Here is a 21,370-nt window from a genome sequence, read left to right as displayed (position 1 = left end):
TGATGCAGGACGTCTCCTCGCTGGTGGCCCAGGCCAGGGAAGGCAGGCCGCGGGCCGTGGCCCGGCTGATCTCCCTGGTGGAGGGGGCGTCCCCGCAGTTGCGCGAGGTCATGGCAGCGCTGGCCCCGCTGACCGGCAACGCGTACGTCGTCGGGCTCACGGGCTCTCCGGGCGTGGGCAAGTCGACCTCGACGTCGGCGCTGGTGACCGCGTACCGGCGGCAGGGCAAGCGGGTCGGGGTCCTGGCCGTCGACCCGTCCTCGCCGTTCTCCGGAGGCGCCCTGCTCGGCGACCGTGTGCGCATGTCCGAGCACGCCTCCGACCCCGGCGTCTACATCCGCTCGATGGCCACGCGAGGCCATCTGGGCGGTCTGGCCTGGTCGGCCCCCCAGGCCATCCGCGTCCTGGACGCGGCGGGCTGTGACGTGATCCTGGTGGAGACGGTCGGTGTGGGCCAGTCGGAGGTGGAGATCGCCTCCCAGGCCGACACCTCGGTGGTCCTGCTCGCCCCCGGCATGGGTGACGGCATCCAGGCGGCGAAGGCCGGAATCCTGGAGATCGGCGACGTGTACGTGGTGAACAAGGCCGACCGGGACGGTGCCGACGCGACCGCGCGTGAGCTGAACCACATGCTCGGGCTCGGCGAGTCCCGGGGCCCCGGGGACTGGCGGCCGCCGATCGTCAAGACGGTCGCGGCGCGGGGCGAGGGCATCGACGAGGTCGTCGAGGCCCTGGAGAAGCACCACGCCTGGATGGAGGAGCACGGTGTCCTCGGCGAGCGCCGCCTCGCCCGGGCGTCCCAGGAGGTCGAGACGATCGCCGTCACGGCGCTGCGTCGGCGTATCGGTGACCTTCATGGTGACCGCCGTCTCAGTGCGCTCGCGGAGCGGATCGTGGCGGGCGAGCTGGATCCCTACCGGGCGGCGGACTCATTGGTGGAGGGCCTGACGGAGGCCTGAGCCGGGGGTTCCTCGCCCCCGGGCGCGTTCCGCCTGCGGGCCGCTGTGGGCTGGTCGCGCAGTTCCCCGCGCCCCTTGGGACGGGGCTTCGCCCCGAATCCCGGCTTGTCCGTGTTCGTTTGGCTGCGGGATGGTGGGGGCTGGTCGCGCAGTTCCTCGCGCCCCTTGGGGCGGGGCTTCGCCTCGAATTCCGGCTTGTCCGTGTTCGTTTGGCTGCGGGATGGTGGGGGCTTGGCGCGCAGTTCCCCGCGTCCTTGAGGCGGGGGCTTCGCCCCGCATCCCCCGCGCCCCTGGAGGGTGCTGGCGCGCATCTTCAGCCCGTCCGGGGGTCGAAGGGGCGGAGCCCCTGGGATGGGACGGGTAGGGGCGGCGGGGGCGAGGAAACGGGTGCCTGTCGACCTTCGGCGCTCGCTGTTACGTTAAGGCGCATGTTCCTCCTCTTGGCATAGGGCCCGCCCAGGCCCGCGACGAACACCGGTGGGTGAGTCGTCGCGGCACTCAGGCGACCCCTTTCCGCCTCCAGGTCGAGGAACCCCGACATGTCTGCGCCCGCGCCGCGGCCCTCGTACGCCGCGTTCTTCCGCATCCCCCACACCCGCCACACCTTCACCGCCGCCCTCATCGGCAGACTCTCCTACGGCATGGTCTCGCTGGCCGTGATGCTCAGCGTGACCGAGGCCACCGGCTCGTACGCCGCCGCCGGCACGGTCATGGCACTGTTCGGCGCGGCAAGCGTGCTCCTGTCACCCGTGAGGGCGGCCCTGATCGACCGCCACGGCCCCCGCCGTGCCCTCATCCCGATGGCCTCGCTCTACGCCACCCTGCTCGCGACCCTCGCGGCAGCGGCTTGGCGGCCCGGAACACCCGCACCCGCCCTCGGCGCCCTCGCCGTCACCGCGGGCGCCTGCACGCCGCCCCTCGGCCCCACGGTGCGCGCCCTGTGGGGCGAGGTCATCGAGGACGACCGGGTCCTGCAGCGGGCGTACAGCCTGGACGGGATCGCCGAGGAGATCCTCTTCGTCTCGGGTCCGCTGCTGGTGGGCGCGGTCGTCCAGTTCGCACCCCTGGCCGCCGCGCTCGCGCTCTGCGCCCTGCTGGTGTGGGCCGGAACCCTCGCCTTCGTCCTGTCGCCGGCCGTGGCGCGCGTACGTCCGGCCGTCACAAAGCCCGGCGCACGTCCAGGGCGCCGTTTCCGCGACGGGCGCGCGCTCGTGCAGCCCGTCGTCGTCGCGGCGGGCGTCGGTCTGTCCGTGGGAGCCGTCGACCTTCTGGTGATGGCCTACGCCACACGGCACCATCACGGGAACGACGTGGTGGCCTGGGTGCTCGCCGCACTCTCGCTGGGCAGCGCCCTGGGCGGCCTCCTGAACGGCGCCGTCGACTGGCGTAAGCCCGCACGGGCGCGGCTGCCGCTGCTGGCGGGCGGCCTGGGCCTCGCCCTGGCGGCCGCGGGCCTCGCTCCCGGCCTCGGCACCCTGACCGTCGCCGTGGCCTGCGCCGGATTCTTCGTCGCCCCGGCGCTCACGACGTCGTACCTGATCGCCGACGAGGCGGCCCCGCCGGGCCGCCGTACCCAGGCCGGAGCCTGGGTCAACGCCGCGGTGAACGCCGGAAGCGCGAGCGGCACCGCGGGAGTAGGCCTTCTGGTGGGCCACCTGCCCCTGGGCCTCTGCTTCGCCCTGTCGGGGACGGTGGCGGTGGCGGCGGGACTCCTCTCCGTGCGCCGGGCGGGCCCGCGCCCCTCAGGGGCGCGGGGAACCGCGCGACCAGCCCCGGACGGCCCGCGGTCGCAGGGCGGCCCGCACGCGCAGAGCAGCAGCCGTCACGGGTAGGACGACCCCATCGGCGGCCCGCCGCCTGTCACGCACTCGGCGGAGCGTTACGGCTTGCCTCGCTGCCCCCGCAGATGCTCCGCGATCGGCCGCAACGACTTGTGCAGCTCCTCCAGGGCCTCCGGGGACAGCAGATCCATGAAGTGTCTGCGTACGGACGCCACGTGGTGCGGGGCGACCTTCTTCATCGTCTCCATGCCGTGCTCGGTGAGCACGGCGAACAGTCCCCGGCGGTCGGACTCGCAGTTCTCGCGCCGGACCAGATCCGCGTTCTCCATGCGGGTGATCTGGTGCGAGAGCCGGCTCTTGGACTGGAGGGTGGCGGCCGCGAGGTCGCTCATCCGCAGCCGGTAGCCCTCCGACTCGGAGAGATTGACCAGGATCTCGTAGTCGTTCATCGTCAGCCCGAACGGCTGCAGATCCCTTTCGAGCTGGTACGTCAACAGCCTGTTGACCTCCAGGTGGGTGCGCCAGGCGCACTGCTCCGCATCGGTCAGCCAGCGCGTGGCCGTCTCGGTCTCCATGAATGAAGTCTACCTAAAATGTTGAAAGGCGAACTAGTGAGGGTGGTGTGACTACGCGCACGCGTTCGACGTCACACTCCGCAGACTACCGCTCACAGACCGAAGCGACGCTGGAGGTCCCCGAGCTGTCCGGGAAGACGCGGTGTGCCGGCTTGCTGACCGTGCTGCCCCTGGTGACCAGGTACCCCGCCACCGCCGGGCACGCCCGGCTCATGCGGAACGGCCCCCGTGGCCTGCTCGGCCATGAGGACCTCAGTGGACTGCAGCAGGACCGTGCCGGCCCCTACGAACTCGAACTGGTGCTCCTCTCCAGAGGCCCCGCCGAGGCCTGTCAGTGCACGTAGACCGCCCATGAGGCCTGTCATGTACCCGTGGTCGTAGTGATGGCACGGGGACGGGCAGTCGGCCCAGCCGACAAGCGCTTGCGGATCCACCCGGATGGGAGGCTCCATGAACACCACCGGACCGTTAGAGGCCGCCACGAACTTGCCGGTTCCGATCAGCGTCAAAAAGCCCGGCACGATCGATTGCTTGAGCGCGAGACTTGGCTGAAAAGCGAGCAGGTTGCCAGAGCGAATGGTCAGGTTGCCCTCGTCCAAGTCGTACGAATTCACGTCGAAGGCCCGGTCGGCGAGGAGCATCTTGCCCGAGCCCTCCGCCACCACCCAGTCGCTCGCGTGCAGAGGCGAATGGAAAGATGTGCGCACGAGACGGTCCAGCCGGCCGTGCCCGATGCCGTTGAAATCCATCGACCCGTAGTAGGCGATCATCTTGCCCTTCTGCAGGAACCACTGGCTCCCCTTGAGCTCCACGCAGAAGGTGTACTTGTTGACGTTGTCGTCGACCGGCAGCGTCATCGGGTCGTAGATCACCGGGCCGCCCGGAGTCCCGTACGCGCTCACAGCTTCTCCTCCGAGGCCTGGACGTACACCGCACCACTGCCGCTCAGCTCCAGCTGGAACGCCTCGCCCGAGCCGCGGCCCACCATGTCGCGCCAGCCGAGCGCCGTGGACAGCTTGTTGCGTACGTCACCGTGGTGCGCCACGTACGCCTGGGGGTCGACATGGATGGGGCGCTGGGGGGAGATGGGGACCTCGATCACGCCCCCGTGGGCCATCACGGCCACCGCGCCGTGCCCCTTGAGCGTGGTCGTGAAGAGCCCCTGGCCCGTCACCTGGCCGCGGACCATGCCCATGACCCCGCCCTGCGAGCCGAGGAACATCGTGCCCTGCTGGAGGGTGCCGTCGAAGGCCAGCAGCCGGTCCGCCTCGACGTACAGGGTGTCGCCCGCGAGGTTGATCACCTGGATGTGATGGCCGCCGTGCCCGAAGAAGACCGTGCCGCTGCCCTCGACGGTCATCAGCGGGGTGGCCTCATTGGCGACCCTGCGGCCGATCATCGACATGATCCCGCCCTGGCCGCCCTGGACGTTGGGTGTGAAGGAGACCTCGCCCTTGTAGGCGAGCATCGCGCCGCGCTGACTGAACAGGCGCTGGCCGGGCAGGACCGTCGCCTCGATCATCTTGGAGTTCACTTCGCGGAACGGCATGTCACAGGTCCCCCGCGATCGTGTTGCGCTCACTGGGCTGTACGTAGACCAGTCCGTCGCCCTCGAAGCGGATCTGGAAGGCCTCGCCGCCGCCCTCGCCCATGAACGTGCGGAAGGTCACGCCGGCCTGGAAGGACTGCCGGACATTGCCCTGGTGCGCGATATACGCCCCCGGGTCGACCGTCAGCGGGTACTGGGAGCTGACACGCAGCACCACCGCCGGGCCGTCGGACGTGATCGCCGCCTGGCCGTGGCCCTCGACGGTGGTCGTGAACAGCCCGTTGCCCTGGGAGGCGCCTCTGAGACCCGTGAAGGACGTGCCCGTCCGCAGGCCCGCGTCGGTCGCCAGCAGGTTGCTCGACTCGACGTACAGCTTGTCCCCCTGGAGGTTCACCAGGTTGATCTCGGAGGCCCGGTCCGCGAACCAGCAGGTCCCTTGCCCCTTCACCTCCATCACCGTCATCTGCTCACCGGTGATGCGCCGGGTCACCATCCCGCGGATCCCCTCCCCACCGCCGCTCAGCTTCTTGAACGCCATCTGACCGTCGTACGCGACCATCGAGCCGTTCTTCGCCTTCACGGCGTCCCCGGTCATGTCGACGGCCAGCACCTTGCTGCCTTGAAGTCGGAACATCGCCACGTGGTGAAGGTAGCGGCAGGGCGGGAACGCGGACAGGGCCCACGGGTGGATCTCACCCCTGAGCGGACCCTTAGGGGCCAAGCGGACATCCCCGCCCCGCACCCCGGGGCGGGAGTGCCCCGGCTCGGGTGCCACAATGGTGGACGCTTGTGCTTACGTTCACAAAGCGGCTCCCCGCCGAAAGCGAATCTCCCACCGAAGGTGACCCGTGGACATAAAGACCGCCACCGCCCTCCGCCGCCTGCGCCTGGTCTCGGCCCCCGAGGCCGTCTCCTTCCTGCTGCTGCTCCTCTGCTCGGTGCTGAAGCGGACCACGGACTTCAACGGGGTGCCCGTCATGGGCTCCCTCCACGGGATCCTCTTCATCCTGTACGTGATCTTCTGGGCGGACGCCTGGAGCCGCGCCAAGTGGAGCAAGAAGACGGCGGCTTTCTACTTCGTCCTCTCCGTGCTGCCCACCGGCGGTTTCTTCGCCGAGCGCAAGCTGCGGCGCGAGAGCGAGGACGCGGTCATCGCCTCCCGTGCCCGCCGTGAGGGAGTCGTGGAGTCCTCATGATCGTCGCCTTCTCCGTGACGCCCCTGGGCGTCGGCGAGGACGTGGGGGAGTACGTCGCCGACGCCGTCCGGGTCGTGCGTGAATCGGGGCTGCCGAACCGCACCGACGCCATGTTCACCTCCATCGAGGGGGAGTGGGACGAGGTGATGGACGTGGTGAAGCGCGCCGTCGCCGCCGTCGAGGCACGGGCGCCGCGCGTCTCCGTCGTCCTGAAGGCGGACATCCGCCCCGGTGTGACGGACGGTCTGACCTCCAAGGTGCAGACGGTGGAGCGGCATCTGTCCGCGTAGGGCGTCCGGCGGGAAGACCCGAAACCCCGGTCCAGTGGGCCGGGGTTTTTCGCGCCCGATTGTTTGAGCGATCGCTCAAATCCCGGTAATCTCAGACGTGATCGATTGAGCGATCGCTCAAAAGTGGTCACTGATCTGGGGGTTCGGTCAATGGGGCTCTACGTAGAGGCACATGTACGAGGCGATCTCGACGACCTGTGGGCACGGACGCAGGACCCCGCGCAGCACCAGCGCTGGGACCTGAGGTTCACCTCCATCGACTACCTCCCGCGCGTCGAGGGCGAGCCGCAGCGCTTCCGGTACGCCACCCGGGTGCTGCCCTTCCTGACCGTCGCCGGGACGGGCGTCTGCGCCGGGGAGAAGGAGCGCCCCGACGGCACCCGCACCTCCGCCCTGCGCTTCGCCTCCCCGCACCCGCTCTCCCTCCTCGCCGAGGGCAGCGGCTACTGGCGCTACGTCCCCGACGCCGACGGCGTCCGCTTCCTCACCGGGTACGACTACCGCCCGCGCTGGGGCCGCTTCGGGGCCGTGGCCGACCGGCTCCTCTTCCGCCCCCTCATCGGCTGGGCCACGGCCTGGTCCTTCGACCGGCTGCGGATCTGGCTGGAGCGGGGCATCACACCGGAGCGGGCGCTGCGCCACTGGCTCGCCGAGTGCGCCGTGCGCGGTTTCGTCCTTCTGGCCGCCTGCTCGGGCACGGTGTACGGCGCGCTCGTGGACGCGGCGGGCCCGCTGGCGCCGCTCGCCCTCTACTCGACCCCCGTACTGGCCGTCGTCGCCGCCCTCCTGGCACTCTTCGCGCCCCCGCTGCCCGGCACCCCGGCCGCCCGCCGCTGCCTGCGCACCCCGATCGCGCAGGCCCGTGCGCCGCGCGTCCTCGCCACCCTGGAGCAGCGGTGACCCCCTCCATCTTCCGCACCGCGATGGGCACCGACTTCGACCGCCTCCACCCCGAGCTGCGGCGACGCTTCTCCGTGGGCCTGGCCGGCGGCGAGGCGTGCACCGGCCACGGCGTCATGGGCCGCGTCTGGCACGGGAGGCGCTTCGTGAAGCCGTTCCTGGCCCTCGGCGCCACCCGCAACATCCTCGTCCCGCGTGTGGGCCGGAACGTCCCCTTCATGATCGAGAACGTGCCCTACGCCGACACCTTCGGCCGTGAGACGGTGAGCTTCGTGCGCACCTTCGACCTGCCCGGCCGCTCCCGCCGCTTCGACGCCCAGATGGTGCTGAGCCCCAAGGGCGACCGCGTCCTCGACTACCTCGGCACGCATCAGCACCTCGCCAGCGACCTGCACCTGCGCGCCGAGCCCGACGGTTCCCTGCTGATCCGCTCCGGTGAACACCGCTTCCGGGAGGGCCCGGTGGACGTCCGCGTCCCCGAACTCATCGGCGGCGACGCGGAGGTACGCGAGTCCTTCGACGACTCCACGGGCCGCTTCCACATCCGGGTCCGGGTCGTGAACCGCCACTTCGGTCCGCTCTTCGGTTACGAGGGCAGTTTCCGGGCGACGTACACCGACGTGCGTACCCGTGGGGTGCGGCCCGGACTGCGGCCCGTCCGCGAGGAGGCGCGCGCGTGAGCGAGGCGACCCGGGCGAAACTGCTGGAGGGCGCCCTGCGGACGCTCACCGAGCAGGGGATCGCGAAGGCCTCGGCCCGTACGATCGCGGCGTCCGCCGGGGTCAACCAGGCCCTCGTCTTCTACCACTTCGGATCCGTGGACGAGTTGCTGTCGGCCGCGGTCCGCCACGGGGCGGAGCAGCGGGTCGCGAACTACCGGGAACGGCTCGCCGAGGTCGAGTCGCTGGCGGAACTCCTGGCGTTCGGGCGGGAGATGCACGAGGTGGAGCGGGCCGACGGGCACGTCGCCGTCCTGGGGCAGCTCCTCGCCGGGGCGCAGACGGACGCGCGTCTGGCGCCCGCGACCTCGGCGGGGCTCGATCTGTGGATCACCGAGATCGAGCGGGTCCTGGTCCGGGTCCTCGCGCCGACTCCGCTGGGCGAGTTCGCCGATCCGGCCGGGCTGGCGCGTGCCGTCGCCGCGTCCTTCGTCGGCATCGAGCTGTACGAGGGGGTCGACCCCGAGGGTTCCCGGGCCGCCCTCGACGCCCTGGAACAACTGGCCGCTCTGGTCGCCGCCCTCGACACCCTCGGCCCGGTCGCCCAACGAGCCATCCGCCACCACCTGCGCCGCACCACGCGCGGCTGACCGGCGCGGCGCGGGGTGGGCTACTGCTCCGGACCCGACGCCAGCGCCATGCCCAGGGGGGTGCGTTCGTACAGGACCTGGTGACCATAACGGCGTGAGGTGAGCAGGCCTCCGGCGCGCAGGACCGTGAGGTGGGCGGAGACGGACGACGGGGCGAGGCGGAGGCGGTGGGCGAGGGCTGTTGTGGTGGTGGGTTCGTCCAGGGCCGTGAGGACGGTGGCCCTGCCCCGTCCCAGGAGTCGTACGAGGGCGTCGGGGGTGTGGTCCGTCGGTTCGGCCCACAGGCCGCCGATGCCGCGGGCGGGGTAGGCGAGCGTGGGCTGCCAGGGGGGATCGAAGGAACTGACCACCTCCGGCCAGATGAAGACACTGGGCACCAGCATCAGGCCCTGGCCCGCGAGGTCCCGCTCGTGGCGGCCCTTCCACTCGATGGTCAGCGTGTGGGAGCGCCAGCCGAACCGGCGGTCGATCTCCGGCAGCAGCCCGCCCAGACCGACCTCCGCGAGCCGACGCGAGTGGAACGCGATGTCCGCCTCCAGCAGGGCGCGCAGCCGCGGCCAGTCCGGCTCGACGAGCGCGTGCCAGGCCGTCTCCATCAGGTCGGCCAGCTCCTGGACCATGCGCGTCGGGTCCTTCAGCATCGACCGGCCTCGAGGCGATTCGAGGGCGCCCGGAGTGTCCGCGAGTGACCTCGCGGTCTCCTCTCGGGCCGCCTCGGGGTCGGCCGCGCGGACCGCCTCGATCTCCTCCTCGAAGGTGGCCGCAGGACCGATCGGGGGCGGGCAGAGCCAGTCGGGGCAGTAGCCGCGCTGCGGCATCAGCAGCCACAGCGGCGCGAGGTCGAGTCCGGCGGCGGCCGCGCGGATACGGCGCAGCCAGTGCGCGTGGTAGCCCTGCCGCGCGGGACGGTTGAGCGTGCGAACCGCCTCCTGCGTCTCCCACAGGGGCGACACCGCGAAACGGCAGTTGAGGAGGTCGTCCTCCCCGAAGTGCAGAAGGGAAGGCAAGGAACGGCACCCCCGGAGAACTGAAGATTCGGCTGGAGCCGAAACTCTATGGCCAGGCCCGCCGGGTGCGCACGCTGTTGCCCATGCCGGAAGCAGAGATGGCGGAGACGAAGACCACAACGATGCCGCCCACCCCACCGAACGCCCCCGAAGCCACGGGCTACGGCCGAGTCTTCGCCGTACGCGAGTTCCGCGCGGTATTCGCCGCCCACGCGTTCTCGCTGCTCGGGCTCGTGGTCAGCGAGCTCGCCCTGTCCGTCCTGGTCTACGACCTGACGGGCTCGCCCTTGATGAGCGCCCTGACGTTCGCGCTCGGTTTCCTCCCGTACCTCGTCGGCGGCACCCTCCTCGCCGGCGCCGCGGACCGCTTCCCGGCCCGCCGGGTCCTCGTGGTGTGCGACCTGGTGTGCGCGGGCTGTGTGGCCGTCATGGTGGTGCCGGGCGCGCCCATCGCCGTACTGCTGGCCATGCGCTGCGCGCTCGCCGTCGTCTCACCGCTCTTCCAGGGGGCGCGGACGGCGACGCTGACCGACGTCCTCGGCGACGGGGACCTGTTCGTGCTGGGCCGCTCCCTGCTGCGGATCGTCTCGCAGGGCGCGCTGCTCGCCGGGTTCGGGCTCGGCGGCGTGCTGCTCACCGTCGTGTCACCGCGCGGCGCGCTGCTCATCACGGTGTGCACCTTCCTGACCTCCGCCGCGCTGCTGCGCTTCGGCACCCGGCGACGGCCCGCGCGGGCCCGTCACGAAGGCGCGCTGGTGCGGGACTCGCTCCACGGAACCCGCCGGATCCTCGCCGATCGGCGGGTACGGGCCCTGCTCCTGCTGTTCTGGGTGCCACCGATGTTCGCCGTCGCGCCGGAGGCGCTGGCCGCGCCCTACGCCGACGGGCTCGGCGCCGGATCGGCCGGGCTCGGCCTGCTGATGTGCGCCCTGCCGGTCGGCACGATCGCGGGGGAGCTGTTCGCGGGTGCCAGGCTGCGGCCCGCCACCCGCACCCGGCTCGCCCTCCCGCTCGTCTGCGTCACCCTGCTGCCGTACGTCGGCTACGTCCTGCGGCCGGACCTCGGCTGGTCGCTGGCCCTGCTGCTGCTCGCGGGCACCGGATCCGCGTACTCGCTCGGCTTGGACCAGTGGTTCGTGCGGGCCGTGCCCGAGGAGCTGCGAGGGCGGGCGATGACGCTGAACACCGCCGGTCTGATGACCGTCCAGGGGGTGGGGATGGCGCTGTCGGGGGTGGCGGCGGAGTTCGCCGGAGTGCGGGCGACCGTCGCGGGCGCGGGGGTGCTCGGCACCGTCTGCTGCGTACTGCTGGCGGTGGAGGCGCGGCGTACGGAAGGGGCCGCGACCCCCGTCGTGGAGGGGTCCGGGACCGAAAGGCGAGACGGGGCTGACCAGTATATGACCGGCGGGTAAGGTCTTATGCCGTGCCGAAGCCGCTCAGCCTTGCCTTCGATCCCATCGCCCGCGCCGACGAACTCTGGAAGCAGCGCTGGGGATCCGTGCCGTCCATGGCCGCGATCACCTCGATCATGCGCGCGCACCAGATCCTGCTCGCCGAGGTCGACGCGGTCGTCAAGCCGTACGGACTCACCTTCGCGCGCTACGAGGCACTGGTCCTGCTCACCTTCTCCAAGGCCGGCGAGCTCCCGATGTCCAAGATCGGAGAGCGCCTCATGGTGCACCCGACCTCCGTCACGAACACCGTGGACCGGCTGGTGAAGTCCGGGCTCGTCGACAAGCGGCCCAACCCCAACGACGGGCGCGGCACGCTCGCCTCCATCACCGAGAAGGGCCGTGAGGTCTGCGACGCGGCGACCCGCGAGCTGATGGCGATGGACTTCGGGCTCGGGGCCTACGACTCCGAGGAGTGCGCGGAGATCTTCGCGATGCTGCGGCCCCTGCGCATCGCCGCGAGCGACTTCGACGAGGAATAGACGAGGAACAGAGAAAGAGACGAGCAGAGGTACACGGGCGCGCCGCGGCGGGGGTGCTCGTAGATCGCGCAAAAGGGGTCGTTACGCTCATCCCCATGAAGAAGAGCGTGCTGACCCGCTACCGCGTGATGGCCTACGTCACCGGTGTGCTGCTGGTCCTGCTGACCCTCGGTGTGATCGCCAAGTACGTGCTCGACATGAACGGTGCCGTGGACTTCACCCGCGTCGTCGCCATCGCGCACGGCTGGCTGTACGTCGTCTACCTGGTCTTCGCCTTCGACCTGGGCGCCAAGGCGAAGTGGCCGGTCGGCAAGCAGCTGTGGGTGCTGCTCGCGGGGACCATTCCGACGGCCGCGTTCTTCGTGGAGCGGAAGGTCACCCAGGAGCTGGAGTCGAAGATCGCGGAGGACTCCCCCGTGGTCGCCAAGGCGTAACTCTTACCGCCACGGGAGTGGTCCGTGGCGGTTCCCCATCGACATTTACTAGGACGTCCTAGTAAATTCGAAGCATGGACGCTGACGCCATCGAAGAGGGCCGCCGCCGCTGGCAGGCCCGGTACGACACCTCGCGCAAGCGTGAGGCCGACTTCACCACGCTCTCCGGTGACCCGGTGGAGCCGGTGTACGGGCCTCGGCCGGGGGACAGGTACGACGGCTTCGAGCGGATCGGCTGGCCCGGCGAGTACCCCTTCACCCGCGGCCTGTACCCGACCGGCTACCGAGGGCGTACGTGGACGATCCGGCAGTTCGCCGGGTTCGGGAACGCGGAGCAGACGAACGAGCGCTACAAGATGATCCTCGCCGCGGGCGGCGGCGGACTGTCGGTCGCCTTCGACATGCCGACGCTCATGGGGCGCGACTCCGACGATCCGCGCTCCCTCGGCGAGGTCGGGCACTGTGGGGTCGCGATCGACTCGGCGGCCGACATGGAGGTCCTGTTCAAGGACATCCCGCTGGGTGACGTCACGACGTCGATGACGATCAGCGGACCGGCCGTACCCGTTTTCTGCATGTACCTGGTCGCGGCGGAACGGCAGGGGATCGACCCGTCCGTCCTGAACGGCACCCTCCAGACCGACATCTTCAAGGAGTACATCGCCCAGAAGGAGTGGCTCTTCCAGCCCGAGCCGCACCTGCGCCTCATCGGCGACCTGATGGAGCACTGCGCCGCGAAGATCCCCGCGTACAAGCCGCTGTCCGTCTCCGGGTACCACATCCGGGAGGCCGGCTCCACGGCCGCGCAGGAGCTGGCGTACACGCTGGCGGACGGGTTCGGCTACGTCGAACTGGGGCTCTCGCGCGGCCTCGACGTGGACGTCTTCGCCCCCGGCCTCTCCTTCTTCTTCGACGCGCACCTCGACTTCTTCGAGGAGATCGCCAAGTTCCGGGCGGCGCGGCGGATCTGGGCGCGGTGGATGCGGGACGTGTACGGGGCGAAGTCGGAGAAGGCGCAGTGGCTGCGCTTCCACACGCAGACCGCGGGTGTCTCGCTGACGGCGCAGCAGCCCTACAACAACGTCGTCCGTACGGCGGTGGAGGCGCTCGCGGCCGTTCTGGGCGGCACGAACTCCCTCCACACCAACGCGCTGGACGAGACGCTCGCGCTGCCGTCCGAGCAGGCCGCCGAGATCGCCCTGCGGACGCAGCAGGTGCTGATGGAGGAGACGGGCGTCGCCAACGTCGCGGACCCGCTGGGCGGTTCCTGGTACGTCGAGCAGCTCACCGACCGGATCGAGGCCGACGCGGAGAAGATCTTCGAGCAGATCAAGGAGCGGGGGCTGCGGGCGCATCCCGACGGGCGGCACCCGATCGGTCCCATCACCTCCGGCATCCTCCGGGGCATCGAGGACGGCTGGTTCACCGGGGAGATCGCCGAGTCGGCGTTCCAGTACCAGCGGGCGTTGGAGAAGGGTGACAAGCGGGTGGTGGGCGTGAACGTCCACCACGGGTCCGTGACCGGGGACCTGGAGATCCTGCGGGTCAGTCACGAGGTGGAGCGGGAGCAGGTACGGGAGTTGGGGGTGCGGCGGGGCGGTCGCGACGACGCGCGCGTGCAGGCCTCGCTGGACGCGATGCTCGCCGCCGCGCGGGACGGGTCGAACATGATCGTGCCCATGCTGGAGGCGGTGCGGGCCGAGGCCACGCTCGGCGAGATCTGTGACGTGCTCCGGGACGAGTGGGGGGTGTACACGGAACCGGCGGGCTTCTGACCTCCTGGAGCTCAGCCCCGGACCCCGGGCGCCCTTCTTCGACCTCGGGTGAGTGTGGCGGGGCGCGCAGTTCCCCGCGCCCGCAAAGGCCTTGGGCCGGCCGGTGTTTGAGGGCGAGGTCGGTGACCGTGGCCCACCCACCCCGGCCCTCTTGGGTCAGGTGGTGGGTGTCGTGCCGGTCAGGCCCAGGAGGAGCATCTGGGTGAATGCGCGGACCCACTCCTCGTCCGCCGGCTCCCCGCTGACGAGTGTGCGATGCACCACCGCCCCCGCGACCACGTCGAAGATGAGGTCCGCCGTACGCGCGGCGACCTCGGGGTCGGACTCCGGAGGGAGTTCGCCGCGCGCGGTGGCCCGGGCCCGCCCCTCCACGACGAGCCGCTTCTGGCGGTCGACGATGGACGTACGGATGCGTTCGCGCAGCGGCTCGTCACGGGTCGACTCGGCCACCACCGCCATCAGGGCCGTCGCGGTCTCGGGCCGGTTCAGGAGCGCCGCGAACTGAAGCACCACGCCCTCGATGTCGGCGCCGAGGCTCCCCCGGTCGGGGAGCTCCAGTTCGTCGAAGAGGACGGCCACCGCGTCGACCACGAGCTCGTTCTTGCCCGCCCAGCGGCGGTAGAGGGTCGTCTTGGCGACCCCGGCCCGGCTCGCCACGTCCCCCAACGTCAGCTTGGACCAGCCCAGTTCGACCAGCGCCGCGCGCGTCGCCTGCAGGATCGCGGCGTCCGCGGCAGCGCTGCGCGGGCGTCCCGTGCGGGGTGTGGTGGCGCGACTCTGCATGTCAGGACCTTATCCGCCGCCCCGGTCGGCCAAATCAGGCGGTTGTGTGAAGTCGTGAGGGAGATCACCGGTGTATGGCGGACAGGGGAGCCGCGGGACAGTTACGCTACGAGCCGTAGCGAAAGCTCGTACACGGTGACTCGTGGGCGGGCGACAACCATGGGCGCCAGGTGGGGACCCGGCGCCCGACAGTACGGATCGAGTCGGGTCGCGTCGTAAAGCGGCCCGGCTTTCACAGCGCTTTTCACACGTGCGCGAGGAAGGGGGAGGATGTACTCATGCAGCCACGGAACATGTCCATGAGCGGAGTCGTCGACCTCGCCGCGGTGAAGGCGGCCCAGGAGGCCAAGGCGAAGGCGGAGCAGGCGCGCGCCGAAGCGGCCAGGCAGGGCGGCGGAGGCGGGGCCGTGTCTCCCGCCGGCCTCGTCATCGATGTCGACGAGGCGGGATTCGAGCGCGATGTCCTTCAGCGGTCCACCGAGGTTCCGGTCGTCATCGACTTCTGGGCCGAGTGGTGCGAGCCCTGCAAGCAGTTGAGCCCGGTACTCGAACGGCTGGCCGTCGAGTACAACGGCCGATTCGTCCTTGCCAAGATCGACGTCGACGCCAACCAGATGTTGATGCAGCAGTTCGGGATCCAGGGGATCCCGGCCGTGTTCGCCGTCGTGGCGGGGCAGGCACTGCCGCTCTTCCAGGGTGCGGCGGGAGAGGCGCAGATCCGCGAGACCCTCGACCAGCTCGTCGAGGTCGCCGAGCAGCGCTTCGGCCTGACCGGCCTGACGGTCGACCCCGACGCCGAGCCCGACAGCGCACCGGCGGTGCACGAGGTGCCGGCAGGGCCCTACGACGCGCTCCTGGAGGCCGCTGTGCAGGCCCTGGACGCGGGTGACTTCGGCGGCGCCGTACAGGCGTACAAGAACGTGCTGAGCGACGACCCTGGCAACACGGAGGCCAGGCTCGGCCTCGCGCAGGCCGAGTTGCTGCAGCGCGTGCAGGGCGCCGACCCGCTCCAGGTGCGCAAGGACGCCGCCGAGAAGCCCAAGGACGTACCGGCGCAGATCGCTGCCGCGGACCTCGACCTGGTGGGCGGGCACGTCGAAGACGCGTTCGGGCGGCTCATCGACACGGTGCAGCGCACGGCGGGCGACGACCGGGATGCCGTACGGCTGAGGCTGTTGGAGCTCTTCGAGGTCGTGGGCGGCGACGATCCGCGGGTGATCGCGGCGCGCCGGGCGCTGGCGCGGGCGCTGTTCTGATCGACCCTGGGACCGGGTTCCGCCCGGTGTGCTGACCTGTTCCTAAACGCCGGGGCCTGTGATGCCCAGGTGAAAGATTTGCCGAGAGAGCGGCAGGTGGCCGCGCTTTACCAAAACTTGGTAAACGCGGCCGCTGTTACTGGGAGTAAGTCAGGGGCGTTGTTCTGTCGGATTCTGTCCGTGGATCAACTGTTTTGACGTCACCCTTGGTGCCACCCAGAGTTGCCGACCGATACCGCCGGGTCGTTGTTCGGTTATCCGGCCGTTACTAGCCAGTAACGAACCCCCTTGTGCGGGCGGCCAGAATGCACCACGATCGGCGACGCTCGGTCCATTCCCCCTACTCCGACAGCCAATCGGGTCAAGGGGTTTTCTGGGTCCCCACCGAGTAGGGGCGGCGGCAGTGGCGCCGGCCCTTGGACAGGGGGGTCTCTGCCGTTCGGCGGAGCCTGTCCAGCAGGTTGTGCGTGATGCGTGTCAGGCGCGACCAGTGGTTGTCGCTCGGGGGTGATCGCCGGTGATGTCGGGCGCAGTTGGCGCTCGACGAGTACGGGCGCTCTCCTTCCCGAGGACGTAGCACTTCTCCCATCCCTGCCCGGCTGAGCCGCCGACATGGGTCAGTCAGGGCCAGGAGATGTACGTCCGAGAAGGAGGAAATATGGAGTCCCAGGTGCGTGGCGGGACCAGATGGAAGCGGTTCGCGGTCGTGATGGTGCCCAGCGTGGCCGCCACGGCAGCGATAGGTGTCGCCCTCGCGCAGGGCGCTCTCGCCGCGTCGTTCAGTGTGTCGGGTCAGTCGTTCAAGGTGACGGCGGACTCGCTCCACGGTGAAGGCTTCTCGCAGTACGGAGCCATCGACTCGGGGTACACCCTCGACGGCCAGAAGACGGCTCACCCCGTCGCGGTCTCGGCGTTCAAGTCCGCGTCGATCACCAACATGTGCCAGTCCGTGGTCACCCCGAACATCCCGCTGCTCGGATCGGTCAGTCTGGTCCTGAAGGCGGGCGGCGGTGGCACGCCGGTACAGGCCGAGAACCTGTACATCGACGTCGAGGACCTGCAGGCCGACGCGGTGTTCCACAACATCGACATCGGTGTTGCGGCCAAGGACGCCAGCAAGGGTCCGGGCATTGCCAAGGGTGACCAGGCGAACCCGTACGGATTCGCCCAGCAGGCCGACTCGGCCGACCTGACCGATGTGAAGCAGACGGCGTGGGCGACCACCGCCGGTACGTTCAAGCTCAGCGGCCTGAAGATGTCGCTGTCCAAGGGCGTCAAGGAGTGCTACTAGGCACTCCAGGGGCGGGCGGGGGAGCCGGCAGCTGCCCCGCCCGCCCCACCTTTTCCCGCAGTACGTGAACCACTCAAGCGCGTACGCCACACAGTAAAGCCGTTCCAGGGAGCCGTTTCCATGAGCGCCGAGTCACCCGGGCAGAGCGAGCACTATCTCCAAGTCTTCCGGCGGAACTTCCGTACCTGGAGGGGCGATCGCCCGTTCTGGGCCGGCTTGTTCATCCTGCTCGGCGGCTTCCCCATCGCCTACTTCCCGTACGCGAACCTCCAGATCGGCCATCTGACGCTGGCGATGTCCACCACCGCCGGCGCCGGCTCCCTGATCATCGGAGTGCTGCTCTGGGTCCTGGGCATCAGTCTCTGGTTCCAGAAGCACGTACGGACCTTCGCCGGCGTCGCGGCGATCCTGCTCGCGCTGGTCTCCATCCCGGTGTCCAACCTCGGTGGCTTCCTCATCGGCTTCCTCTTCGCCATGACCGGCGGCGCGATGGCGGTCTCCTGGGTTCCCGGAGAGCCCGGCGAGGAGCAGCGCGCGCCGGTGCACAAGAGCGAGGGTGGCGCCCCGAGCGCCCCCGACACCACCCCGAACACCCCGCACCTGCCGCAGAGCCCGGAGTCCACGGGCGTCGAGCACGGTGCCGACAGCGCGGGCCCCGCGGTCGCCGACGAGTCGGGCGAGCCGAGGGACCTGTCAGGAATGAGCTCCGCTCACGGGGCGAACGGGAGGCACAGTGCCGGCTGACGAGGTGACCCGCGGGACCGAGGTGGACGAGTCCCGGGTGAGAACCGGGCCGCGCCACGCGGCCCCGAGGAAGCCGCTGTTCACCAGGTTCCACGTGCCCGCGGGCAAGGCCGTCGCCATCGCGGCGATGCCGACCGCGGTTCTCATGGGGATGGGGTTCACGCCGACACTCGCCCGGGCCGACGACCACTCGCCCGCCAAGAGCCTGACCGCGGACGAGTACCAGAAGTGCGTCGAGGCCGTGGACGGCAAGGACACGTCGGCCAGCCCGACCCCCTCCGCTTCGGCGTCCTCCTCTTCCTCGGCGAGCGCCTCCGCGTCCGCCGACAAGCCCACGCCGACCCCCTCGGCCAGCACGTCCTCGTCGCCGGACAAGACCTCTTCGTCGGATTCAGGTTCCGACGACAAGGCCGGGTCCACGCCGACGCCGTCCGCGAGCAAGTCGGCGCAGAGCAGTGGCGGTGGCAGCGCTTCGACGGCGACCCCGTCGGCCTCCGCGAGCAGCGGGGGCGACCTGCTGGGCACCATCGGCGACGCGATCACGGGCATCTTCACCGGCGGCAGCGACTCCACGTCGAGCGCCACCGCGAGCCCCACGCCGTCGGCCTCCGCCTCGGCGAGCGCGACCAAGGACACCGGCGACAAGACCACGTCCGACACGCTCAAGGACACCACCGGCAAGGTCGCCGACACGGTCAAGAACACCGTGAAGGACACGACCGACACGGCCACCAAGGCGGTCGAGGACACCACCAAGGCGGTCAAGGACACGACCGACGCGGTCACCTCGTCCCCCAGCCCGTCCGCGAGCTCCACCACCGACGCGGCGAACTGCCCGGTCGCCACGGACGCCGAGGGCGGCGTCGACAACCCGGTGACCCTGCCCGACGACCCCTGGTACCTGAACGCCAGTTCGCTGCTCCTCAAGGGCGCGGACTACCAGGGCATCGTGAAGGTGAAGACCGCCAACGGCACCATCAAGAAGGTCCTGAAGTACGTCATCTCCGACGGCACCGACATCGGCGACCTGCACCAGACGGTGAACGACAAGCAGTCCGGCAAGACGTACCACGTGCAGGCCGGCAGCGGTACGACGTCCACCATCCGTAACGGCAAGACGGTGATGTACACCGAAAGCATCTCCGGCAACCTGCTCGGCCTGATCCCGATCACGTTCAGCCCGGACAACCCGCCGCCGCTGAACATACCGCTGATCTACTTCACCAAGGTGAAGGTCGTCCAGGCCGGTCAGTTCGGCGGCACGCTGACCATCCCCGGGCTGCACCAGTACGTGACCGGCTGACGGCCGGTCACGACCAAGACCCGTTCGGGAGCCGCACAACACTGTGGCCCGGTTCCTCCGCTCACGCGGAGAGCCGGGCCACAGTACTGACCGGAGCGGAGCGGAACAGCTCGGCAGGGAAACGTGTGCGGCACGGGGGTGATGTGCTGATGAGTGGCCTCTTCGACGGGCTGGACCGGCTCGACCTGGACGCGCACGCGCGTCGTTGGCCGGCGGCGGGCACGGACGACGCCCAAGGGGACGTGAGCCAATGGATGGCCGCTGCCCAGCAGTTCGCGGCCCGCATCCAGGCGGACCCGGCCGGGGTGACCCACGAGCAGTGGCGGGCGATCGCCGAGGCCTGGCCGGCCCTGCTGGCGGCCGCCGAGCGCGCGACCGGCACGCAGCGCAACGAATGGCTGTTGCGCGACCTGTGGCTCAGGTCCTGGCTGCTGGAGAAGGTGGGGCCGCGTGCGGACGTCCCCTTGTTCGATCCCGGACCCGTGCTCGAACGAGCGCTGGACGCCATGCCGATGAGCCCGGGGGAGGCGGCCGAGCTCGCCCCGCGGTGGCGTGAGCTGGAGCCCGCGCGGATGCGCGCGCTCCGGATGATCCGGCAACTGCTCGCGCCCCCGCGCGCCCTGGCCCCGCTCCTTGCGGATCACCCGCGGTGGAGCGAGTTCGAGGCGTATCAGCGGTTGGCCGGCGCGCTGCCGTGAACCGCCTGTGATCGTCGAACACCGAGGGCGCCCCCTGTCACAGGAGGCGCCCTCGGTGGCGTACGGGGGCCGCGGGTCAGGCGGTGCGGCCGCTCTCGCCCAGGTGGTGCACCCGGACCATGTTGGTGGTGCCGGGGACGCCGGGAGGCGAGCCGGCGGTCATCACGACGATGTCGCCGTCGTTGAACCGCTTGAGCTTCTGGAGCTCGTGGTCGACGAGGTCGACCATCTCGTCGGTGCTCTTCACGAACGGCACGACATGCGACTCGACGCCCCAGCTCAGCGCGAGCTGGTTGCGGGTGCCCTCGTCGGTGGTGAAGGCCAGGATCGGCTGGGCCGCGCGATAGCGGGAGAGCCGGCGGGCGGTGTCACCGGACTTGGTGAAGGCGACCAGGCCCTTGCCGCCGAGGAAGTCGGCGATCTCGCAGGCGGCACGGGCGACCGAACCACCCTGCGTGCGCGGCTTCTTGCCGGGGACCAGGGGCTGCAGACCCTTGGAGAGGAGCTCTTCCTCGGCCGCCACGACGATCTTCGACATCGTCTTGACCGTCTCGATCGGGTACGCGCCCACGCTCGACTCGGCCGAGAGCATGACCGCGTCGGCGCCGTCGAGGATCGCGTTGGCGACGTCGGAGGCCTCGGCGCGGGTCGGGCGGGAGTTGGTGATCATCGACTCCATCATCTGGGTCGCGACGATCACCGGCTTGGCGTTGCGGCGGCACAGCTCCACGAGGCGCTTCTGCACCATCGGGACCTTCTCGAGCGGGTACTCGACGGCCAGGTCGCCACGGGCCACCATGACGGCGTCGAACGCCGCGACGACGGCCTCCATGTTCTCGACCGCCTGCGGCTTCTCGACCTTGGCGATGACGGGGACCCGGCGGCCCTCCTCGTCCATCACCTTGTGGACGTCGTTCACGTCGTTGGCGTCACGCACGAAGGACAGGGCGACCATGTCGCAGCCCATCCGCAGCGCGAAGCGCAGGTCCTCGACGTCCTTCTCGGACAGCGCCGGCACGTTCACGGCCGTGCCGGGCAGGTTGATGCCCTTGTGGTCCGAGATCACACCGCCCTCGATGACGACCGTCTTGACGCGGGAACCGTCGACCTCGACGACCTTCAGCTCGACGTTGCCGTCGTTGATGAGGACCGGGTCGCCCTTGGAGACGTCACCGGGCAGGCCCTTGTAGGTCGTGCCGCAGATGTGCTTGTCGCCGGGCACGTCCTCGATGGTGATGGTGAACTCGTCACCGCGCACCAGCTCGACGGGACCCTCGGCGAAGGTCTCCAGACGGATCTTCGGGCCCTGAAGGTCGGCGAGGACACCGATGGCCTTGCCGGTCTCGGCCGCGGCGGCCCGGACCCGGTCGTAGCGGCTCTGGTGCTCGGCCTGTGTGCCGTGGCTGAAGTTGAAGCGGGCCACGTTCATGCCGGCTTCGATCAGCGCGACGAGCTGCTCGTGGGAGTCGACCGCGGGGCCGAGGGTACAGACGATTTTCGAACGGCGCATAGGGCGATCCTATCGGTTTGTTTCGCTACGGAATATTCCGTCTGGCGGAAGATACAAAGGGGCGCGCTGCCGCTCAG

At 70.2% G+C, this 21,370-nt stretch carries 23 protein-coding genes; 16 read left to right on the top strand and 7 right to left on the bottom strand.

The features are described 5' to 3' along the window. The first annotated feature begins 2 nt into the window (after positions 1-2). Positions 3-959 (top strand): methylmalonyl Co-A mutase-associated GTPase MeaB, encoded by a 957-nt coding sequence (meaB, locus tag ACZ7M2_RS07700; RefSeq protein WP_471594568.1) that lies wholly within the window; start codon positions 3-5, stop codon positions 957-959. 539 nt (positions 960-1,498) lie between these two features. Further along, the gene (locus tag ACZ7M2_RS07695; protein ID WP_471594567.1) at positions 1,499-2,791 is read left to right on the top strand and encodes an MFS transporter; all 1,293 of its coding nucleotides are present in this window, start codon (positions 1,499-1,501) and stop codon (positions 2,789-2,791) included. A gap of 47 nt (positions 2,792-2,838) precedes the next feature. On the opposite strand, the gene ACZ7M2_RS07690 is transcribed toward ACZ7M2_RS07695, so the two are convergent. The 4 genes from ACZ7M2_RS07690 to ACZ7M2_RS07675 all read right to left on the bottom strand — a co-directional run bounded on the left by ACZ7M2_RS07690 (position 2,839) and on the right by ACZ7M2_RS07675 (position 5,498). After that, positions 2,839-3,315 carry a MarR family winged helix-turn-helix transcriptional regulator gene (locus tag ACZ7M2_RS07690; protein ID WP_352051545.1) on the bottom strand — a complete coding sequence of 159 codons (477 nt, stop codon included), beginning with the start codon at positions 3,313-3,315 and terminating at the stop codon, positions 2,839-2,841. A gap of 92 nt (positions 3,316-3,407) precedes the next feature. Beyond that, positions 3,408-4,217: an AIM24 family protein gene (locus ACZ7M2_RS07685; protein ID WP_060900268.1), complete on the bottom strand. Its 810-nt coding sequence runs from the start codon at positions 4,215-4,217 to the stop codon at positions 3,408-3,410. Continuing rightward, complete coding sequence (locus ACZ7M2_RS07680; RefSeq protein WP_060900269.1) at positions 4,214-4,864, bottom strand: AIM24 family protein; 651 nt, start codon at positions 4,862-4,864, stop codon at positions 4,214-4,216. Before ACZ7M2_RS07680 ends, ACZ7M2_RS07685 begins: the two co-directional genes overlap by 4 nt. 1 nt (position 4,865) lies before the next feature. Continuing rightward, on the bottom strand, positions 4,866-5,498 hold the full coding sequence (locus ACZ7M2_RS07675) for an AIM24 family protein (RefSeq protein WP_099920624.1): 633 nt from the start codon (positions 5,496-5,498) through the stop codon (positions 4,866-4,868). Positions 5,499-5,712: 214 nt separating this feature from the next. Between ACZ7M2_RS07675 and ACZ7M2_RS07670 the strand changes: the two genes are divergently transcribed. The 5 genes from ACZ7M2_RS07670 (at position 5,713) to ACZ7M2_RS07650 (ending at position 8,559) form a co-directional block, all read left to right on the top strand. Next, positions 5,713-6,060 carry a DUF3817 domain-containing protein gene (locus ACZ7M2_RS07670; protein ID WP_471594566.1) on the top strand — a complete coding sequence of 116 codons (348 nt, stop codon included), beginning with the start codon at positions 5,713-5,715 and terminating at the stop codon, positions 6,058-6,060. Continuing rightward, positions 6,057-6,350 carry an MTH1187 family thiamine-binding protein gene (locus tag ACZ7M2_RS07665; protein WP_352051542.1) on the top strand — a complete coding sequence of 98 codons (294 nt, stop codon included), beginning with the start codon at positions 6,057-6,059 and terminating at the stop codon, positions 6,348-6,350. The genes ACZ7M2_RS07670 and ACZ7M2_RS07665 overlap by 4 nt, the downstream gene beginning before the upstream one ends. Positions 6,351-6,500: 150 nt before the next feature. Further along, positions 6,501-7,250 carry a hypothetical protein gene (locus ACZ7M2_RS07660; RefSeq protein ID WP_471594565.1) on the top strand — a complete coding sequence of 250 codons (750 nt, stop codon included), beginning with the start codon at positions 6,501-6,503 and terminating at the stop codon, positions 7,248-7,250. 23 nt (positions 7,251-7,273) lie between these two features. Next, positions 7,274-7,930, top strand: coding sequence for a DUF4166 domain-containing protein (locus tag ACZ7M2_RS07655; RefSeq protein ID WP_471595199.1), 657 nt, complete (start codon positions 7,274-7,276; stop codon positions 7,928-7,930). Beyond that, positions 7,927-8,559, top strand: coding sequence for a TetR/AcrR family transcriptional regulator (locus ACZ7M2_RS07650; protein WP_471594564.1), 633 nt, complete (start codon positions 7,927-7,929; stop codon positions 8,557-8,559). Before ACZ7M2_RS07655 ends, ACZ7M2_RS07650 begins: the two co-directional genes overlap by 4 nt. A gap of 20 nt (positions 8,560-8,579) precedes the next feature. Here ACZ7M2_RS07650 and ACZ7M2_RS07645 read toward each other — a convergent pair whose 3' ends face one another. Beyond that, on the bottom strand, positions 8,580-9,566 hold the full coding sequence (locus ACZ7M2_RS07645; RefSeq protein WP_471594563.1) for an ArsR/SmtB family transcription factor: 987 nt from the start codon (positions 9,564-9,566) through the stop codon (positions 8,580-8,582). 83 nt (positions 9,567-9,649) lie between these two features. Between ACZ7M2_RS07645 and ACZ7M2_RS07640 the strand changes: the two genes are divergently transcribed. The 4 genes from ACZ7M2_RS07640 to ACZ7M2_RS07625 all read left to right on the top strand — a co-directional run bounded on the left by ACZ7M2_RS07640 (position 9,650) and on the right by ACZ7M2_RS07625 (position 13,708). Further along, a complete protein-coding gene (locus ACZ7M2_RS07640; RefSeq protein WP_471594562.1) occupies positions 9,650-10,978 on the top strand; it encodes an MFS transporter in 1,329 nt (442 codons plus the stop codon). A gap of 11 nt (positions 10,979-10,989) precedes the next feature. Continuing rightward, positions 10,990-11,499, top strand: a complete 510-nt coding sequence (locus tag ACZ7M2_RS07635; RefSeq protein WP_352051538.1) for a MarR family winged helix-turn-helix transcriptional regulator — start codon at positions 10,990-10,992, stop codon at positions 11,497-11,499. Between the two features lie 95 nt (positions 11,500-11,594). After that, a complete protein-coding gene (locus ACZ7M2_RS07630) occupies positions 11,595-11,933 on the top strand; it encodes a DUF3817 domain-containing protein (RefSeq protein WP_054233185.1) in 339 nt (112 codons plus the stop codon). A gap of 74 nt (positions 11,934-12,007) precedes the next feature. Further along, positions 12,008-13,708 carry an acyl-CoA mutase large subunit family protein gene (locus ACZ7M2_RS07625; protein WP_352051537.1) on the top strand — a complete coding sequence of 567 codons (1,701 nt, stop codon included), beginning with the start codon at positions 12,008-12,010 and terminating at the stop codon, positions 13,706-13,708. Between the two features lie 156 nt (positions 13,709-13,864). Here ACZ7M2_RS07625 and ACZ7M2_RS07620 read toward each other — a convergent pair whose 3' ends face one another. Beyond that, the gene (locus ACZ7M2_RS07620) at positions 13,865-14,491 is read right to left on the bottom strand and encodes a TetR/AcrR family transcriptional regulator (protein ID WP_471594561.1); all 627 of its coding nucleotides are present in this window, start codon (positions 14,489-14,491) and stop codon (positions 13,865-13,867) included. A gap of 278 nt (positions 14,492-14,769) precedes the next feature. Between ACZ7M2_RS07620 and ACZ7M2_RS07615 the strand changes: the two genes are divergently transcribed. From ACZ7M2_RS07615 to ACZ7M2_RS07595, 5 genes are all read left to right on the top strand, one after another. Next, a complete protein-coding gene (locus tag ACZ7M2_RS07615) occupies positions 14,770-15,747 on the top strand; it encodes a tetratricopeptide repeat protein (RefSeq protein ID WP_471594560.1) in 978 nt (325 codons plus the stop codon). A gap of 658 nt (positions 15,748-16,405) precedes the next feature. Further along, positions 16,406-17,038, top strand: a complete 633-nt coding sequence (locus ACZ7M2_RS07610) for a DUF6230 family protein (RefSeq protein WP_067369161.1) — start codon at positions 16,406-16,408, stop codon at positions 17,036-17,038. Positions 17,039-17,158: 120 nt separating this feature from the next. After that, positions 17,159-17,782 (top strand): DUF6114 domain-containing protein, encoded by a 624-nt coding sequence (locus tag ACZ7M2_RS07605; protein WP_471594559.1) that lies wholly within the window; start codon positions 17,159-17,161, stop codon positions 17,780-17,782. Next, complete coding sequence (locus ACZ7M2_RS07600; protein ID WP_471594558.1) at positions 17,772-19,085, top strand: hypothetical protein; 1,314 nt, start codon at positions 17,772-17,774, stop codon at positions 19,083-19,085. The genes ACZ7M2_RS07605 and ACZ7M2_RS07600 overlap by 11 nt, the downstream gene beginning before the upstream one ends. A gap of 149 nt (positions 19,086-19,234) precedes the next feature. Beyond that, on the top strand, positions 19,235-19,783 hold the full coding sequence (locus ACZ7M2_RS07595; RefSeq protein ID WP_471594557.1) for a hypothetical protein: 549 nt from the start codon (positions 19,235-19,237) through the stop codon (positions 19,781-19,783). Positions 19,784-19,859: 76 nt separating this feature from the next. On the opposite strand, the gene pyk is transcribed toward ACZ7M2_RS07595, so the two are convergent. After that, on the bottom strand, positions 19,860-21,293 hold the full coding sequence (gene pyk, locus ACZ7M2_RS07590) for a pyruvate kinase (RefSeq protein WP_352051531.1): 1,434 nt from the start codon (positions 21,291-21,293) through the stop codon (positions 19,860-19,862). Positions 21,294-21,370 lie beyond the last annotated feature (77 nt).

The sequence above is a fragment of the Streptomyces sp. NPDC111507 genome, from assembly GCF_055638955.1.
The sequence above is the reverse complement of the archived record's forward strand: the minus strand, read 5'-3'. Positions and strand labels throughout refer to the sequence as shown.

Coding starts and splice junctions, on each gene's coding strand:
- meaB (WP_471594568.1), top strand. CDS start 3: ATGCAGGACGTCTCCTCGCTGGTGGCCCAGGCCAGGGAAGGCAGGCCG.
- ACZ7M2_RS07695 (WP_471594567.1), top strand. CDS start 1,499: ATGTCTGCGCCCGCGCCGCGGCCCTCGTACGCCGCGTTCTTCCGCATC.
- ACZ7M2_RS07690 (WP_352051545.1), bottom strand. CDS start 3,315: ATGGAGACCGAGACGGCCACGCGCTGGCTGACCGATGCGGAGCAGTGC.
- ACZ7M2_RS07680 (WP_060900269.1), bottom strand. CDS start 4,864: ATGCCGTTCCGCGAAGTGAACTCCAAGATGATCGAGGCGACGGTCCTG.
- ACZ7M2_RS07675 (WP_099920624.1), bottom strand. CDS start 5,498: ATGTTCCGACTTCAAGGCAGCAAGGTGCTGGCCGTCGACATGACCGGG.
- ACZ7M2_RS07665 (WP_352051542.1), top strand. CDS start 6,057: ATGATCGTCGCCTTCTCCGTGACGCCCCTGGGCGTCGGCGAGGACGTG.
- ACZ7M2_RS07660 (WP_471594565.1), top strand. CDS start 6,501: ATGGGGCTCTACGTAGAGGCACATGTACGAGGCGATCTCGACGACCTG.
- ACZ7M2_RS07655 (WP_471595199.1), top strand. CDS start 7,274: ATGGGCACCGACTTCGACCGCCTCCACCCCGAGCTGCGGCGACGCTTC.
- ACZ7M2_RS07640 (WP_471594562.1), top strand. CDS start 9,650: ATGCCGGAAGCAGAGATGGCGGAGACGAAGACCACAACGATGCCGCCC.
- ACZ7M2_RS07630 (WP_054233185.1), top strand. CDS start 11,595: ATGAAGAAGAGCGTGCTGACCCGCTACCGCGTGATGGCCTACGTCACC.
- ACZ7M2_RS07625 (WP_352051537.1), top strand. CDS start 12,008: ATGGACGCTGACGCCATCGAAGAGGGCCGCCGCCGCTGGCAGGCCCGG.
- ACZ7M2_RS07620 (WP_471594561.1), bottom strand. CDS start 14,491: ATGCAGAGTCGCGCCACCACACCCCGCACGGGACGCCCGCGCAGCGCT.
- ACZ7M2_RS07615 (WP_471594560.1), top strand. CDS start 14,770: ATGCAGCCACGGAACATGTCCATGAGCGGAGTCGTCGACCTCGCCGCG.
- ACZ7M2_RS07610 (WP_067369161.1), top strand. CDS start 16,406: ATGGAGTCCCAGGTGCGTGGCGGGACCAGATGGAAGCGGTTCGCGGTC.
- ACZ7M2_RS07605 (WP_471594559.1), top strand. CDS start 17,159: ATGAGCGCCGAGTCACCCGGGCAGAGCGAGCACTATCTCCAAGTCTTC.
- ACZ7M2_RS07595 (WP_471594557.1), top strand. CDS start 19,235: ATGAGTGGCCTCTTCGACGGGCTGGACCGGCTCGACCTGGACGCGCAC.
- pyk (WP_352051531.1), bottom strand. CDS start 21,293: ATGCGCCGTTCGAAAATCGTCTGTACCCTCGGCCCCGCGGTCGACTCC.